This is a genomic window from Bradyrhizobium sp. BR14999, assembly GCF_056106085.1.
This window is the reverse complement of sequence record NZ_CM148536.1, coordinates 569,841-583,908: the sequence shown is the minus strand read 5'-3', so window position 1 is coordinate 583,908 and position 14,068 is coordinate 569,841. Positions and strand designations below refer to the sequence as shown.

Genomic DNA, 14,068 nt, shown 5'->3' with positions numbered 1-14,068 from the left:
CCGGACTGGAAAATTGACGCCCGGCGCTCACAAAAGAGCGCCCGACCGAAGGAATTGGGAGCTATACTAAGGCCGCTTCAGTTGGCGGCCTCTTTCATTTTGCGAATGTCGCCTGTTGGCCCCTTAGCCGAACCAACGCTGATCCTGTTGTGATGTCGGCTATTGTCGGTAGAGCGGCCGACGCGGGGCCGCGCTCGCTTCGACCGCCGCTTGTGACCCCAAACGGACATGCGCTGCTCACATTCAAACAAGTCAGGAATTGAGTGCGCCGTAAACGATGCCCAGTGTTACGCTGTAGGTTAGGAGCATTGCCACCGAGAACAGTGCGGGTGAAATGCCAAGTCCAACCTGGAGTGCGAATAGCCCAAGGCCGATCATAGGAAAGAACACCAGTCCCATAATCGCCCATCCGAGCACACCGTATATCATTCCTTTGATCGCACCGACGTTGCCTGGCAGCCATCGATAAAGACGTCCAAATATGAAACTGACGAAGGTTGAGCCATTCAGGAATGAAAGCAACCAAGGCACCACCGGATGGATTGCGGTGCCCGTTACATGGCTCAGTGTCGTCTGGAGACTTTCGTAGGGCTGGAATGACGGAAGCAGTTCAGCCCAAGATTTGAAATACATCAGCAGCGAATGCGTGATGCTTCCACACAACCCTGCAACAACTGCCTTCCACATCCTATCGCCTGAAGGCATGATATCGGTCGCCCATTCTCAGGGGTGGCTTTCCAGATGACCGCGCGGTCGCTGCTCCTCGTCGATCATGGACGCAATTCGACTGAAGGCGTCAGGCTGGCCTCCTCGGCTACCGGACCTTCGTCGATGTCCGCTTCGCCCCGAAACCGACCGCTTTTGTGCAATCGCAGCAAAAGACGCGAAGGGCCATGAGCCGACATCGCTCCAATCAAGCGGCGATACTTGTCAGGCTCCTTGGCGGCCGTAGGGGAAGCAGCGGTTGCGATCGAGTGTGAGACCGAAATGCGCTCCCAGTGCAGCGATGGCCGCGTCGTGCTGAGGATAAGGATCGGCATTGGATGCGGCAACGATGATGATCCGGAACCCGCCGCGATCCTTGCCACCGGGTGGCAGCATCGCTGTCGTCAGTGCATTGCCCTCCCTGTCGCGCAGCGTGAGGAAAAGCGGCATCTCTCGCTGTATATGGGCCTCGAGGCCGATGTCGCGCTCGATCGCGTTGGGCCGCTCGGGACGCCAGGACTGGACTGCCTTCTCCCGCTCGCGGCGGAAATATTTCTCAACTGTGTGACCCATCAGGCGCGACTCATGCATCGCTTCACCTTCCGTCTCGATACGGAACCAGGTCTTGCCCTTCGGTGCGTCGCAAACATACTGCATTTCGCCCGTCCTGCGATCGCCGCAATTCTAGGCCGGCGGGCCTGCAAAGCCAATATGAGACTCGCTCCTGCCGCACGATCAGGGGGGCTAAGAGTTCTTGATTGGACGTTGAAGTTCTAGTGAGCCCAAACAATACTAGGTCGACCGGAATAAATCCTCTTCAAGGAGCGTCCCGATGCCTGACGTAAGGGAAAAGCAACGCGAAGCCCGCCGGAAGATCATTCGCCAATGGGCGAAGCTTCCGAAGGATAAACGGCAGTCTATGGAGGGGATTTCCGAATTCGCCAGGACCGCCGCTCAGCAGAACGAGAACGCATTCGTCCGCAGTCGTCGCGATCCGTATCAGAAGATCATGGGATGGCTATTGCCGCGTGCTCATCTCTGAACGACGAGTCCTCTGCACATCCTATGCCCCGTTAGCGACCGGGATCGCGCGGCAGTGCAATGTCGCGAAGGGCCAATAGGTGACGTTCGAAATGAAAAAGGCCGCCAACCGAGGCGGCTTACTTTTGCACCTCCAGCTCTGCCAGGATTTTCGTGAGCGTCTCAAGCAAGCGTAAGGCGCGGGTCGCTGGGCGACCTTCGCACAGCGCTTCGCTCACCTCTTCAGTTTCGCAATCGATACGGGCCCGAACTCGCGAGATCAGCTCGGCGCGGCGCTCCGGATTGTCGATTAGAATGAGCATCGCGTTGCTTCGCTATTAAGCAGGCGGGAGCGTGGGGGCAGCACTCGGCGCTGCATCATCGGCGTCAAGGATCGCGACCTTGCGACCGAGTTGCCATATCTCGACGCCGTGGCGATTGATCAAGCGCCGTGCGGCCTTGACAGCGGCTTCATCACTGGCCGCCTCAATCACCCGCGCATCGCAGATGTGCCCATCCTCGCCGATAATAAATGCTCGGTATCCGACCATATTGAATTGCTGCTCCGCGCTAGGTTGGCGGCGGCAATTCCTTGGACGAAGCCAGTCGTTGACGCGGGAAGCGGTCTCGGCTTGGCGCGCACGACGCAAAAGTCCTTCGCGTTCAACGCCGGGCGGAGTGGCTTGGGCCCGCTGGCGCAGACGTTCTGCCTGTTCGAGCAGCCGCTGTTCGAGGGTGCTGGTTTGTTTGAAACGGCGTCGCATCGGCGCTGCTCCATTTAAGTTGGGGCGGGAGCGCAACCGGCGTTCTCTTCACCGATAACTGCCTTAAGGACGGTGCGGTGATCGAAGAAGTAAATACCCGTTATGTCTGGTTGTCGACGTAAATATTCGCGAGCTCGAAAGAAATGCTAGGAACTATTTCGCTTGAGAAGGCCATAGCATTCGCACGATAAATCTCGCACGAGGCTGCGATCCAGGATCTGAAGTTTTCCCCGCGAATAGGCAATGGCTCCTCGTTTTTGCAGCCTGTTTGCGACATCCGTGACGTATGTGCGGTGCACGCCCAACATCTCAGACAGTAGCTCCTGTTTCAGTACGAAGTGATCGCTTTCCGCGCGGTCCGCCGTGTGGAGCAACCACCGGCAGAAGCGCTGTTCGACGCCATGCAGCGAATTACAGGCAGCTGTCATCCTGGTTTGGTCGAGCAACACGTCAGCACTCCTGACACACAGCTTCGCCATAGGCGCGCTGTGCGTCACCAAGTTCCGAAACTCCTTCGCTGAAATTTTCAAGGCTTGAACCGGTAGCTGGGCGACGACGCGAACGAGGGACGTGCGCGGGGGCCCAAAGCCCGCACGGGCTCCGATCATGCCTTCCCGCCCGACGACGGAGGTTTCGGCCGTCCGACCATCTTTCAGCACGACCAAAAGCGAGAACATGCCCGATAGCGGGAAGTGAACGGCCGTGACTTCCTGCCCCTCCTTTTGAACAACATCGCCTTGGGCATATCCGACGACCGACGACCTCTCCCTTACAGACTCGAGGTCCCGTCGGGGAAGAAGGGCTAAGAGCTTGTTGCGAAGAGGATCATCCACTTGCGCACCTATCGCCCGATCGGTCGGGCCGGTCCGCAGGGGGTAAATCAACGCTCCGAGGGCGCTACCACGGAAGGGGTACGTGACGACAAAGTCGGATGAGGTCGATCCGTTCCTCACAATTCTTACGTTGCCGTGCAGGGGTCCCGGCAATCGTCCGTGCGCTCTGGATACCTAAACGGGAGCCTGGTGGATGATAGTTGAGGTCCGTTTGGGGTCATTTTCGTCGGTTTAATGAAGTTTTCGGCTGATCGATGTCCGCTTTTGCCCATGAGCGCCGAACCGAGGGCCGCGTCACGGACGTTGCGTTAGGCCGGACCCCAACGCGCTACGACAGGCTTGCCGCCAACTACCTTGCCTTTGTTCAACTTGCGTCAATCAGGCTATGGCTGCGCGTTGATCGGAAGCAATGAGACCACTAACCAAAAGCAGCCAATCCTGTCGAACGTCGAGGAGGATAGCAGCGCTACCAAGGCAGCCCCCGCGCCCGTCATCCCGGGTCGCACGTAGCGCGAGCCCGGCATCCATCGTGTGCGGCAAGCAAGGCGGACGACCGGGCGCGCGGAATGACGGTATTATTTGTTTTTGTCGCCCATGTGGTGAGGCGTCGAGGTGCTGGGTCCGCCGGTGTAATGATGACCGCCCGATGAAGTCTTCGTTGAAGCGCCGGTGGTCTCCTTCTTGCTGCCCATGTGATGCGGGACTTCGGTCTTCGGCCCGCCGCTGTAGTGATGGCCGTTCTTCTCTTTGTCCGTGGTTTGAGCCATCGCAGGAACGGCCAGCAGGGACACGACGCCAATGGCGGCGACGAATTTCTTGGTGATCATGTTCGGTTCTCCGGATTGCGGGAGTTACATGGTAGGCCTCCGCGGCAGATCGGCTTTGAGCAATGTCAAGGGATGAGCTTCGTAGCTCTGTCGCCGCGTCTTGAGAGCCGTTGATCTGCGTCAACAATGATCGCAGCGCTGCTCCTATGCTCCGAAGAACATAGGAGCGTGCCGATGTCGGTACAGGACCATTCCCGGTATGGAGAGCCCTCGCAGGAGGGCATGTCCGTCAAAGCCAAGGCCGGTCTGGTCCTGATCGGATTCCTGGCCATCGCTGGTGCGCTTCTGTTTACCGAGCACAGAGCCCATGTGCTCGGCCTCCTGGTTTGGTTGCCGCTCCTCGCCTGTCCCCTGATGCACCTCTTTATGCACGGCGGACACCATCACGGCAGCGGCCGGCCGAACGATTCGAGGAGCGCGTGATGCACGACGCCGCGCCCGCCTACGGCCTCTGGAGCCTCGTCATCGTCAACTCGGCGGTGTTCATCCAGTTCGCCTACAGCTTCTTCAAGCCGCAGACCTCCCGCGACTGGCGCTCCTTCGGCGCTTTCAGCGCGTTTCTGGTGGCGCTGTTCGTCGAAATGTACGGCTTCCCGCTCACCATCTACTTTCTTTCGGGCTGGCTGCAGTCGCGCTACCCGAATGTCGATTGGTTCTCGCATGATGCCGGCCACCTGCTCGAGATGATGTTCGGTTGGAAGACGAATCCGCACGCCGGACCCTTCCACATTCTCAGTTTCATCTTGATCGGCGCCGGGTTCGTCCTGATCTCCGCCGCCTGGAAAGTGCTCTACGACGCGCAGCAGACCCGCAGCTTAGCCACCACCGGCCCCTACAACTACGTCCGCCACCCGCAATATGTCGGCTTCGTGCTGGTAATGTTCGGCTTCCTGTTGCAATGGCCAACGCTTCTGACGCTGGCGATGTTTCCGGTGCTGACCGTCATGTATGTGAAGCTTGCCAGAGACGAGGAGCGCGAGGCCCGGGCCGAGTTCGGCGAGACCTATGCGCGGTACGCTGCGCAGGTGCCGGCGTTCTTTCCCCATCTCAACCGGCAATCCGGTCAGGGCTCTTCCGGCGGCTATCGTCACGGCTGACCCTCGCGCGAGGAGATGCCCGCGAACGGCACTGGCTTGAAAGGACGTCGATGGGCGTGCCAGTCTTCACCGCGAAAGCGCTGACCAAGACCTACGTCTCCGGCGAGGTGATGGTGCACGCCCTCAACGCGGTCGACCTCGATATCACCGAGAAGGAGGTGGTCGTGCTGCTCGGTCCCTCCGGAAGCGGCAAGACGACCTTGCTCAACATCATGGGCGGTCTCGACCGGCCGACCAGCGGCAGGCTGTTCTTCCGCGACCTTGACCTGACGGATCTCGAGGAGCGCGAGCTGACGAAGTATCGTCGCGACCATGTCGGCTTCGTCTTCCAGTTCTACAATTTGGTGCCGAGCCTCACCGCTTACGAAAACGTCGCACTGGTCACCGAGGTCGCCCAGCACCCGATGCGGCCAGCCGACGCGCTGGCTCTCGTCGGGCTCGAGGAGCGGATGCATCATTTCCCTGCCCAGCTCTCCGGCGGCGAGCAGCAGCGCGTCGCCATCGCACGCGCGATCGCGAAACGACCGGCGGTGCTGCTGTGCGACGAGCCGACCGGGGCGCTGGACTCGAAGACGGGCATTCGCGTCATCGAAGCGCTGCTCGGGGTGAACCGGCAGCTCGGCACCACCACGGTCATCATCACCCACAATGCCAGCATCCAGGAGGTCGCCGACCGGGTGCTGTTCTTCGCCGACGGGCGGATCTCCCGGATCCAGAAGAACGCGAGCCGGCGGCAAGCCGCCGAGCTCACCTGGTGACGACATGACAGCGCTCGACATCAAATTGTTTCGCGACGTCAGGCGGCTCTGGGCTCAGGTGCTCGCCGTCGCCTTGGTCGTCGGAGGCGGCGTTGCGACGCTGGTGCTTGCGGTCGGCTCCCATCGTTCCCTGGAAGAGACCCGGACCGCCTATTACGAACGCTATGGCTTCGCCGACGTGTTCGCCCAGGCGAAGCGCGCGCCTAAGGCGCTCGCCGCCAGGATCGGCGAGATCCCCGGTGTCGCCGTCGTCGACACCCGCATCGCCAAGCTGGCGCTGCTGGATATTCCCGGCTTCTCCGAGCCCGCCAGCGCCCAGTTCGTCTCGCTGCCCGATAACGGCGAGCCGCACCTCAATCGACTCTACATGCGTTCCGGACGTCTTCCTGAGGCCGGACGGGCCGAAGAGGTCGTCGTGAACGAGCCGTTTGCACGGGCTCACGGCTTCTCCGAAGGGGCGCGATTCTCGGCCATCCTGAACGGCAGGAAGCGCGAGCTCGTCATCGTCGGCACCGCGCTGTCCCCCGAATTCGTCTACACCGTTGGACCGGGCGACCTGATGCCGGATGACCGTCGCTACGCGATCGTCTGGATGTCGGTGAAGGCGCTTGCCGGCGTCTACGATCTCGATGGCGCCTTTTTGGCGGTCTCGGTCAAGCTGCAACCCGGCACCTCGGAGCGCGAGGTGATCTCGCGGCTCGATACCTTGCTCGACCCCTATGGGGGGCAGGCGGCTCATGGCCGCAAGGACCAGACCTCGCACGCCTGGCTCGATCATGAGCTCGACATGCTCAACAATATGAGCCGCACGCTGCCGCCGATCTTCCTGCTGGTCGCCGCGTTCCTGGTCAATCTCACTTTGACCCGGCTGGTCGCGCTCGAGCGCGAGCAGATCGGTCTGCTGAAGGCGCTCGGCTACGCCGACAGCAGCATCGTGCTGCACTATTTCAAGTTCGTTGCCTTCATCGTCGTGATCGGCATCATCCTGGGCGGCGTCGCCGGCACCTGGCTCGGCTTGCGCGTCACCGCGCTGTTCGGCGAATTCTTCCACTTCCCGTTCCTGGTATTCGCGCAGGCGCCGGACCTGTACGTCACTGCGGGCGCGCTCAGCGCGGCTGCCGCCGCGATCGGCGCATTCCGGGCGCTGCGCGAGGTGGTGAAGCTGCCGCCCGCCGTCGCCATGCAATCGCCGGCGCCGCCGGTCTATCGGCGGCTGCTTCCGGCGAGCATCCAGCTCGATCAGATCGTGTCACAGCCGACACTGATGATGATCCGCAACATTGCCCGGCATCCGGTGCGGGCCTTCTTCACCGCGCTCGGCATGGCGCTGGCGACTGCGATCCTTGTGGTCTCGCTGTTCACGCGGGACAGCATGGAGCACCTGATCGACGTCACCTACTTCCTCGCTGACCGACAGGACGCAACCGTCGGCTTTGCCGAGAAGCGGATCGCGAATGTCGTGGAGCAGGTGAACCGGCTACCAGGCGTTCTTGCGGCCGAGCCGTTCCGCGAGGTGCCGGTCCGGATTCGCCACGGCAACGTCGAACGCCGCATCGTCATCAGCGGCCGGCCGGCCGACGCCGACCTCAGGCGCATCATCGACGTCGAGCTTCGGCCGGTCGTGCTCCCGGAAACGGGCCTCGCCATCTCCGGCATGCTCGCCCACATCCTCGGCGTCGGGCCCGGCGATAGCGTCGAGATCGATCTGCTGGAGGGAGCCCGGCGAACCGTCACGGTGCCGGTCGTCGCGACCGTCGAGGACTATTTCGGCATCAGGGGCATGATGGAGATCGCGGCACTGCGCAAGCTGATGCGCGAGGCGCCCGTCGTGACCAGCGTCAATCTCAGCCTCGACGAGAACCGGACGGAGGACTTCTACGCCGCCGTGAAGTCCATGCCGACGGTTGGCGGCGTGGCGCTGCAGCGCGTCTCGCTGGCGAACTTCCGCAAGACCGTGGCGCTGCTCGTCACCACGATGGCGAGCATCTACACCGGGCTCGCCGCCGTGATCGCGTTCGGCGTGGTCTACAACAACGCCCGCATCTCGCTGTCCGAACGCGCGCGCGAGCTGGCCAGCCTGCGCGTGCTCGGCTTCACGCGCGTTGAGGTGCTGCGCATCCTGCTGCTGGAGCTCGCCATCCTCACCCTGATCGCCCAGCCGCCGGGATGGGTGATGGGCTACGCCCTCGCTTGGGTCATGAAGACGAACCTGGCCGGCGAACTGATGCGCGTGCGTCTCGTCGTCGAACATTCGACCTACGTCATCGCCACCTCGGTCGTGGTGTTGGCGGCCGTCGCCTCCGCAGTCATTATCCGCGAACGCATCGACAAACTGGACCTCATCGCGGTCCTCAAGACGCGAGACTAGCCATGCCGGCAAAGTGGACCAAACGTATCGTCGGTGCTGCGGTCCTGGCAGCGATCGCGGGAGGCCTGGCCTGGTTCGCCTGGCCCCGCCCGGTTCTGGTGGATCTTGCGACCGTCTCGAAAGGGCCGATCGAAGTCACGGCGGATGACGACGGAAAAACCCATGTCCGCCATGTTTACACGGTCTCGGCGCCCATCGCGGGAAAGGTCTTGAGGATTTCGCATCCGCTCGGCGAGCAGGGACCTTCGCTTCACGTCGGCGACGAGGTCGTCGCCAATCAGACCATCATCGCCCTGATGCAGCCGGCGCTTCCGGGCTTCATCGACGTGCGCTCGCGGGATCAGCTCCAAGCCGAAGTCTTGGCCGCGGATGCGGCGATCCAGCAGCAGGAGGCAGAAGTGAAGCGGATCGAGGCCGCGCTGGATTTTTCAAGGACCGAATTCCAGCGCGCCCAGGCGCTGTCGCGGACGCAGACCATCTCCGCACAGGCGTTCGACAAGGTGAAGTTCGAGGTCGCCACTAACGAGGCCGCCTTGGCGAGTGCGAAGGCTCAGGTCGACATGCGCCGCGCGGTGCGGACCAGCCTCGCGGCGCGGTTGATGGATCCTGCCAACGCCGCGCCCTCGGCCGAGCCGACGTGCTGTGTTCGGGTGGTCGCGCCTGCGAGCGGACGGGTGCTAAAGATCATCCAGGACAGCGAGGCCACGGTCCTGCCCGGGGCGCCGCTGGTCGATATCGGCAACCCGCTCGATCTCGAAGTCGTGGCCGACCTGCTCTCAACCGACGCGGTCCAGATCAAGGTCGGCGCGCCGGTCCGCATCGACGGCTGGGGCGGGCAGCCCATCAGGGGAAAGGTGGTCCGTGTGGACCCGTCCGGATTCCTGAAAGTCTCCGCGCTCGGCATCGAGGAGCAGCGGGTCCGCGTCACCATCGATTTCAGCGACCCGACTGAGGCCTGGGTCTCACTCGGACACGACTATCGGGTCATCGTCCACGTCACCACCTGGAGTGCTCAGGACGCTTTGACGGTGCCGGTGAGCGCCTTGTTCCGAAAAGGCGACCAATGGGCCGTTTTTGCCGACGAGAACGATCGTGCAAAAACGACTCTCGTCCAGATCGGCCACCGCAACAGCCGCATGGCCGAAATTCGACTAGGTCTCACCGCCGGGGACCGCGTCGTGCTGCACCCGAGCGACCGGATCACCGATGGGATCAGGATCGCGCAGAGGGGCGTGGAATAGATATACGGCTGTAAGGCAAGGGTTTCGATGATACCATTCTGCCAGTGTTTTGCCCGACGCGTCAAACGAATTTCGTAAAATCGAAAAATCTCAATGCAAACAACCCCCGGCTACTGTGCATGGGGTTGTTTTCGCATTTTTTATTTCCGGTCCGAACTGCCTGGACCGGACCTGTCTGGCGAACTGAAAGCCGTCGCCTCAGCTATCCACCTTCAGCGCAGCAATGAAGGCTTCCTGCGGGATGTCGACCTTGCCGAACTGCCGCATCTTCTTCTTGCCTTCCTTCTGCTTCTCGAGAAGCTTGCGCTTACGGGTGATGTCGCCGCCGTAGCATTTTGCGGTGACGTCCTTGCGCAGCGCGCGGACGGTCTCGCGCGCGATCACCTTGCCGCCGATCGCCGCCTGGATCGGGATCTGGAACATGTGCGGCGGGATCAGCTCCTTCATCTTCTCGACCATGGCGCGGCCGCGCCCTTCCGCGCGGGTGCGATGCACCAGCATGGAGAGCGCATCGACCGGCTCGGCATTGACCAGGATCTGCATCTTGACGAGATCGGCCGGCTTGTAATCGGTGAGATGATAGTCGAACGAGGCGTAGCCCTTGGAGACCGACTTCAGGCGGTCATAGAAATCGAACACGACCTCGTTGAGCGGCAGATCGTATTTCACCATGGCGCGCGAGCCGACGTAAGTGAGCTCCTTCTGCGAGCCACGGCGGTCCTGGCAGAGCTTGAGCACGCTGCCGAGATATTCGTCCGGAGTGAGGATCGTCGCCTCGATCCAGGGCTCGTCGATCTCGGCGATCTTGACCACGTCGGGCATGTCGACGGGGTTGTGGATCTCGATCTCCTGGCCGTCGGTCAGCTTCATCCTGTAGATGACGCTCGGCGCGGTCGCGATCAGGTTGAGGTCGAACTCGCGCGACAGCCGCTCCTGGATGATCTCGAGGTGCAACAGGCCGAGGAAGCCGCAGCGGAAGCCGAAGCCGAGGGCGGCCGAGGTCTCCATCTCGAAGGAGAAGCTGGCATCGTTCAGCCGCAGCTTGCCCATCGCGGCGCGCAGCGTCTCGAAGTCGTCGGCATCGACCGGGAACAGGCCGCAGAACACCACCGGGATCGCCGGCTTGAAGCCGGGCAGCATGTCGGCGACCGGCTTCCTGTCGTCGGTGATGGTGTCGCCGACGCGGGTGTCGGCGACCTCCTTGATCGCGGCGGTGATGAAGCCGATCTCGCCGGGGCCGAGTTCGTCGACCTGCTGCATCTTCGGCGTGAAGAAGCCGACGCGCTCGACGTCGTAGGCCGCGCCCGTGCCCATCATGCGGACGCGCTGGCCCTTCTTCATGGTGCCGTCGACGATCCGCACCAGCACGACGACGCCGAGATAGACGTCATACCAGCTGTCGACCAGCAGCGCCTTCAAGGTCGCGTCGCGGTCGCCCTTCGGCGGCGGCAGGCGGGTGACGATGGCTTCGAGCACGTCGGGGACGCCGAGGCCGGTCTTGGCCGAGATCATCACCGCGTCGGAGGCGTCGATGCCGATGACGTCTTCGATCTGCTGCTTGATCTTCTCGGGCTCGGCGGCGGGCAGGTCGACCTTGTTCAGGACCGGGACGATCTCGTGGTTGTTGTCGAGCGCCTGGTAGACATTGGCGAGCGTCTGCGCTTCGACGCCCTGGCTGGCGTCGACCACCAAGAGGGAACCCTCGCAGGCCGCCAGCGACCGCGAGACCTCGTAGGCGAAGTCGACATGGCCGGGCGTGTCCATCAGGTTGAAGATGTAATCCTTGCCGTCCTTGGCGCGGTAGGCGAGGCGCACCGTCTGCGCCTTGATGGTGATGCCGCGCTCACGCTCGATGTCCATGGAATCGAGCACCTGCTCCTTGCCCGCCATCTCGCGGTCGGAGAGGCCGCCGGTCATCTGGATCAGGCGGTCGGCCAGCGTCGATTTGCCATGGTCGATATGGGCGACGATGGAGAAATTGCGGATGTTGGAAATGGGGACGGTCGTCATGGGCGCGGGATACCACTCACATCCCCGTGCGGCAACCATTCACTTGACCACCCGCGGCAGCAGGGGCGACGCGCTCGGCAGCCCCTGTGCTCGGCTGAACCGCTCGGATGGGGCAATGTTTCGATTTGGGCATCGGGGCGGTGTCGCCGGCCGCCCCGTTCTAGCGGCTGCGGTCGTTCCCGAGCTCCGCGGCCATCGATTTCAGGGGCGCGCTCTGTTATTCCTCCAGCTTTCTGTCATGGAAGCGGGCCATGTATTGGAAGATTCTTTCTGCCTTGTTGTTTGCCGCATGTTTCACCTTCCCGGCCGCCGCTGAAAAGCGTGTCGCCCTCGTCATCGGCAACTCCGCTTACCGGAGCGTGCCGCGGCTGGAGAACCCCGCGAACGACGCGCAGCTGGTGGCCGATACGTTGCAGCGGCTCGGCTTCGCGCTGGTCGGCGGGAGTGCCCAGGTCGAGCTGGACAAGGCGGGCTTCGACAACGCGGTCCAGCGCTTCGGCAACCAATTGATCGGCGCCGACGTCGCCTTGTTCTACTACGCCGGGCACGGCATCCAGGTTCGCGGGACGAACTATCTCGTGCCGATCACGGCGAATCCGACGCGCGAGACCGACGTGGATTTCCAGATGGTCGATGCCGCACTGGTGCTTCGCCAGATGGATGGAGCAGGAACCAAGCTGAACATCGTCATCCTCGATGCTTGTAGGAACAATCCATTCGGCGGGCGTGGCCTGCGTGGCTCCGACGGCGGCCTGGCGCAGATCCGGGCTCCGGAGGGAACGCTGCTCTCCTACGCCACCCAGCCTGGAAACGTCGCGCTCGACGGCGCCGACGGGCATAGTCCCTACACGCGGGCGCTGGTCGAAACGATGCAGCGACCCGGGCTCGACGTGCTGCAGACGTTCAATCAGGTGGGGCTCATCGTCAAGCGTGCGACCGGCAGCGCCCAGCAGCCCTGGGTTTCCACCTCACCAATCGACGGCTCATTCTACTTTTCGGGCGCAGCGGCAGGGCAGGTCGCGGCAGTCGACGTGCCGGCGACGGTGACGGCGCCCACCTCAAACCTTCCGTCTTCCGCGCCGGTGACGAGGACTCAGTCGGATTTCCTGTTTCCGGATTCCGATAGCCGGCTGCTTGCCGATGCCGATCTGAGGGCGCTGAGCAAGGATGAGCTGCGCCTTGCGCGCAACGAGATCTTTGCCCGGCGAGGACGCTACTTCAGCGCGCCCGATTTGACAGCGAGATTCAGCAAGTTCGCCTGGTACGTCCCCCGGACCTGGGACCCTCAGCTCGGCGCCGTCGAGAAGGCAAATGTCGCCTTGATCGAACGCTATGAATCCGGCGGCCCGGCTCAGAGCGGCTTCATCTTTCCCGATTCCGATCGACGTCTGCTCACGTCCGCTGATCTGCGTGGACTTTCGAACGACGAACTCCGTATCGCGCGCAACGAGATCTTTGCGCGACGCGGACGATATTTCGAAGCGGCAGATCTCAAGGCCCGCTTTGAGCGCTTCTCATGGTATTCGCCCAATACATGGAATCCCAAGCTCAATTCGATCGAGGAGGCGAATGTCGCGCTGCTCGATCAGACCGGCAAGCGTCGATGATGACGGCGCTGCGGGCAGCACGCGTCCTCCTCGTTCTCGTGCTTGCCTCTGCCCCGGCGAAGGCCCAGACCAGAGCCGAGCTTCTCGATCGGTTGGTTCGCGCCTATCCCGAGGCTCTGTCCGGTCACGACGGCAAGCAAATTGTCTGGCGCGATGGCACGGCGATGCCGGTCGACGACGGCATCGACGACAAGTCGTTTGATCAGCGCCTGCGCGACGCCTCGATCGTGGACCAGCTCCGTTTGCCTTATCCCGTCGGCGTTTATGCGCCGCCCGCATTGAACGCCGATCCAGGAAGATTTCGAAACGAAGCATTCTTCAGGAAGATGTATGGCGACTGTCACAGTGGAGCGGTTCAGCGGAATCTGGTCACCATCATCTGGCTGCCTCGAACATGGGGGAAGGCGATCCAGGTGACCCGGATCAATGGCGTAGCGGACCGACTCAAGGAGGTGTCGGCGGAAATCGACAAGCTCGCGCCGGCGCTGAAGGCCGCTGCATTTCCAATTGCCGGCGTGCTGTCGTGCCGGCCGGTCGCCGATACCGGAAAGATGAGCATGCATGGCTATGCAGCCGCGATCGACCTGAATTTGCGATATTCCGACTATTGGCTGTGGGCGGGCCGGGGCAAGTCCATCCCGTACAAGAACAGGATTCCGCAGGAGATCGTCGACATCTTCGAACGCCACGGGTTCATCTGGGGCGGCAAATGGTATCACTACGACACGATGCACTTTGAATATCGCCCGGAACTGCTGGCCCGGTGATTGCGGATTTTTCGTGCTCGGGATCCCCGCGTCCTTCATTCACGCCAAGCTGATTTCACTCCAGCGCAAAA

Annotated in this window: 15 protein-coding genes; 8 read left to right on the top strand and 7 right to left on the bottom strand. The window is 62.3% G+C overall.

Translation table 11 applies throughout. The features are described from left to right. Positions 1 to 252: 252 nt before the first annotated feature. Positions 253 to 687 (bottom strand): DUF6789 family protein, encoded by a 435-nt coding sequence (locus tag ACR9YP_RS02715; protein WP_438104198.1) that lies wholly within the window; start codon positions 685 to 687, stop codon positions 253 to 255. 243 nt (positions 688 to 930) lie between these two features. Beyond that, complete coding sequence (locus ACR9YP_RS02710; protein WP_438104202.1) at positions 931 to 1,362, bottom strand: hypothetical protein; 432 nt, start codon at positions 1,360 to 1,362, stop codon at positions 931 to 933. Between the two features lie 175 nt (positions 1,363 to 1,537). Here ACR9YP_RS02710 and ACR9YP_RS02705 point away from each other — a divergent pair, with 175 nt between their 5' ends. Next, positions 1,538 to 1,747: a hypothetical protein gene (locus ACR9YP_RS02705; RefSeq protein WP_063707793.1), complete on the top strand. Its 210-nt coding sequence runs from the start codon at positions 1,538 to 1,540 to the stop codon at positions 1,745 to 1,747. Between the two features lie 118 nt (positions 1,748 to 1,865). Here ACR9YP_RS02705 and ACR9YP_RS02700 read toward each other — a convergent pair whose 3' ends face one another. The 4 genes from ACR9YP_RS02700 to ACR9YP_RS02685 form a co-directional block, all read right to left on the bottom strand. After that, positions 1,866 to 2,048 (bottom strand): hypothetical protein, encoded by a 183-nt coding sequence (locus ACR9YP_RS02700; protein ID WP_474218965.1) that lies wholly within the window; start codon positions 2,046 to 2,048, stop codon positions 1,866 to 1,868. Positions 2,049 to 2,063: 15 nt separating this feature from the next. Next, the gene (locus ACR9YP_RS02695; protein ID WP_438104204.1) at positions 2,064 to 2,489 is read right to left on the bottom strand and encodes a hypothetical protein; all 426 of its coding nucleotides are present in this window, start codon (positions 2,487 to 2,489) and stop codon (positions 2,064 to 2,066) included. A 146-nt stretch (positions 2,490 to 2,635) separates the two neighbouring features. Next, positions 2,636 to 3,322, bottom strand: a complete 687-nt coding sequence (locus tag ACR9YP_RS02690; RefSeq protein WP_438104206.1) for a Crp/Fnr family transcriptional regulator — start codon at positions 3,320 to 3,322, stop codon at positions 2,636 to 2,638. Positions 3,323 to 3,897: 575 nt separating this feature from the next. Then, positions 3,898 to 4,149 (bottom strand): hypothetical protein, encoded by a 252-nt coding sequence (locus ACR9YP_RS02685; RefSeq protein WP_438104207.1) that lies wholly within the window; start codon positions 4,147 to 4,149, stop codon positions 3,898 to 3,900. 174 nt (positions 4,150 to 4,323) lie between these two features. Between ACR9YP_RS02685 and ACR9YP_RS02680 the strand changes: the two genes are divergently transcribed. From ACR9YP_RS02680 to ACR9YP_RS02660, 5 genes are read left to right on the top strand one after another with little or no spacing between them, the layout of a single operon-like run. Next, positions 4,324 to 4,572, top strand: a complete 249-nt coding sequence (locus tag ACR9YP_RS02680; protein WP_438104209.1) for a DUF2933 domain-containing protein — start codon at positions 4,324 to 4,326, stop codon at positions 4,570 to 4,572. Then, complete coding sequence (locus ACR9YP_RS02675) at positions 4,572 to 5,246, top strand: methyltransferase family protein (RefSeq protein WP_474218964.1); 675 nt, start codon at positions 4,572 to 4,574, stop codon at positions 5,244 to 5,246. The genes ACR9YP_RS02680 and ACR9YP_RS02675 overlap by 1 nt, the downstream gene beginning before the upstream one ends. A gap of 50 nt (positions 5,247 to 5,296) precedes the next feature. Beyond that, positions 5,297 to 6,004 (top strand): ABC transporter ATP-binding protein, encoded by a 708-nt coding sequence (locus ACR9YP_RS02670; RefSeq protein ID WP_474218962.1) that lies wholly within the window; start codon positions 5,297 to 5,299, stop codon positions 6,002 to 6,004. 4 nt (positions 6,005 to 6,008) lie between these two features. Beyond that, positions 6,009 to 8,372, top strand: coding sequence for an ABC transporter permease (locus tag ACR9YP_RS02665; RefSeq protein ID WP_438104214.1), 2,364 nt, complete (start codon positions 6,009 to 6,011; stop codon positions 8,370 to 8,372). A 2-nt stretch (positions 8,373 to 8,374) separates the two neighbouring features. Next, a complete protein-coding gene (locus ACR9YP_RS02660; protein WP_438104215.1) occupies positions 8,375 to 9,613 on the top strand; it encodes an efflux RND transporter periplasmic adaptor subunit in 1,239 nt (412 codons plus the stop codon). A gap of 198 nt (positions 9,614 to 9,811) precedes the next feature. Here the strand turns inward: ACR9YP_RS02660 and lepA are convergent, their stop codons facing one another. Continuing rightward, the gene (gene lepA, locus ACR9YP_RS02655) at positions 9,812 to 11,623 is read right to left on the bottom strand and encodes a translation elongation factor 4 (protein ID WP_474218960.1); all 1,812 of its coding nucleotides are present in this window, start codon (positions 11,621 to 11,623) and stop codon (positions 9,812 to 9,814) included. A 251-nt stretch (positions 11,624 to 11,874) separates the two neighbouring features. On the opposite strand from lepA, the gene ACR9YP_RS02650 reads away from it, so the two are divergent. After that, positions 11,875 to 13,230, top strand: a complete 1,356-nt coding sequence (locus ACR9YP_RS02650) for a caspase family protein (protein WP_474218958.1) — start codon at positions 11,875 to 11,877, stop codon at positions 13,228 to 13,230. Beyond that, on the top strand, positions 13,227 to 13,997 hold the full coding sequence (locus tag ACR9YP_RS02645; protein WP_438104220.1) for a M15 family metallopeptidase: 771 nt from the start codon (positions 13,227 to 13,229) through the stop codon (positions 13,995 to 13,997). The genes ACR9YP_RS02650 and ACR9YP_RS02645 overlap by 4 nt, the downstream gene beginning before the upstream one ends. Positions 13,998 to 14,068 lie beyond the last annotated feature (71 nt).

Bases quoted from the DNA above. Each gene is read 5' to 3' on its own strand.
- ACR9YP_RS02715 (WP_438104198.1), bottom strand. From the start codon at position 687: ATGTGGAAGGCAGTTGTTGCAGGGTTGTGTGGAAGCATCACGCATTCG.
- ACR9YP_RS02710 (WP_438104202.1), bottom strand. From the start codon at position 1,362: ATGCAGTATGTTTGCGACGCACCGAAGGGCAAGACCTGGTTCCGTATC.
- ACR9YP_RS02705 (WP_063707793.1), top strand. From the start codon at position 1,538: ATGCCTGACGTAAGGGAAAAGCAACGCGAAGCCCGCCGGAAGATCATT.
- ACR9YP_RS02700 (WP_474218965.1), bottom strand. From the start codon at position 2,048: ATGCTCATTCTAATCGACAATCCGGAGCGCCGCGCCGAGCTGATCTCG.
- ACR9YP_RS02695 (WP_438104204.1), bottom strand. From the start codon at position 2,489: ATGCGACGCCGTTTCAAACAAACCAGCACCCTCGAACAGCGGCTGCTC.
- ACR9YP_RS02685 (WP_438104207.1), bottom strand. From the start codon at position 4,149: ATGATCACCAAGAAATTCGTCGCCGCCATTGGCGTCGTGTCCCTGCTG.
- ACR9YP_RS02680 (WP_438104209.1), top strand. From the start codon at position 4,324: ATGTCGGTACAGGACCATTCCCGGTATGGAGAGCCCTCGCAGGAGGGC.
- ACR9YP_RS02675 (WP_474218964.1), top strand. From the start codon at position 4,572: ATGCACGACGCCGCGCCCGCCTACGGCCTCTGGAGCCTCGTCATCGTC.
- ACR9YP_RS02670 (WP_474218962.1), top strand. From the start codon at position 5,297: ATGGGCGTGCCAGTCTTCACCGCGAAAGCGCTGACCAAGACCTACGTC.
- ACR9YP_RS02665 (WP_438104214.1), top strand. From the start codon at position 6,009: ATGACAGCGCTCGACATCAAATTGTTTCGCGACGTCAGGCGGCTCTGG.
- ACR9YP_RS02660 (WP_438104215.1), top strand. From the start codon at position 8,375: ATGCCGGCAAAGTGGACCAAACGTATCGTCGGTGCTGCGGTCCTGGCA.
- lepA (WP_474218960.1), bottom strand. From the start codon at position 11,623: ATGACGACCGTCCCCATTTCCAACATCCGCAATTTCTCCATCGTCGCC.
- ACR9YP_RS02650 (WP_474218958.1), top strand. From the start codon at position 11,875: ATGTATTGGAAGATTCTTTCTGCCTTGTTGTTTGCCGCATGTTTCACC.
- ACR9YP_RS02645 (WP_438104220.1), top strand. From the start codon at position 13,227: ATGATGACGGCGCTGCGGGCAGCACGCGTCCTCCTCGTTCTCGTGCTT.